Origin of the sequence: Streptomyces sp. NRRL F-5122, from assembly GCF_001507435.1 — a bacterium.
GTDB classification, from domain to species: domain Bacteria; phylum Actinomycetota; class Actinomycetes; order Streptomycetales; family Streptomycetaceae; genus Streptomyces; species Streptomyces lannensis.
Genome location: NZ_LMWH01000096.1, coordinates 1 through 854, shown reverse-complemented (window position 1 = coordinate 854; position 854 = coordinate 1). Strand labels below are relative to the sequence as shown.

Here is an 854-nt window from a genome sequence, read left to right as displayed (position 1 = left end):
AGCAGTAGTGGAACACAGCGATCCCCCCACCCTCACCGTGCCGCCCCACGTCGCCACGTTGGTTGCACGCAGCGGGGACCTCAAGGGCGAACTGGTGGCCTACGCGCACAGTCCGCGTTTTGCCCGGCGGCTGGATGCCCGACTCGATGAGGCAGCGGACCGGCTCGGCTTCCTGGACGAGGCGACCGCCATCGACACCATCGACCACTTCGTGCTGCAGCACCGCCTCGCGGACGGCTCCAGCGTCCTCGAGCGGTTCGTGGCCCAGCGGCGGCCGCGGTTGGGTGAGGACGAGCGGGCGATGCTGCTCGGCTGGCACGACGTGGTGGAGGGAGTCTTCGAGGTACAGCGCTTCGAGAAGGACGCCGTCGTCCTGCACAACCTGCTCGACGACCTCGTCTACCAGGTCCACTCCAACCTGGGGCGGCGTGCCCTCGGCAAACTCCGCCCCCGAATGTTCGTGGCTGCCCGCATCGTGCCCGTGCACCCCGACACCGACGCCTGGCTGGTCAGCGGCAATCTCAACATCTACGCGGCCGGCGACGCACCGCGACTGGCACAGCTCGCCGTCCAAACGCTCACCGCCCATCCGCAGTTGCTGCGCCGCAATCCCGAGATGCTGCACAAGGCATGGCAGATGCAGGCCGAGGCCCGCGCCGACTTCATCGAGGTGTTCGGTACCGACATACTCGTCCTGGACCCCGGCGAGGCGCCCGCCCGGATGCGGGAGTACCACCGCCACCGGCAGGACAAGACCCTGGCCGAACTCGACGACGAGACCGCCGCGCAGGCAGCACGCGGCGGGCCCTCTCTCGACGAACTCAGCAGCATCCCCGAAGAATTCCACGACGCGG

Annotated in this window: 1 protein-coding gene; it reads left to right on the top strand. The window is 68.7% G+C overall.

The annotated features are described in order from the left end of the window. A partial coding sequence (locus ADL25_RS12395) for a hypothetical protein (protein ID WP_199839144.1) occupies nucleotides 1–854 on the top strand: 854 nt, incomplete at both ends.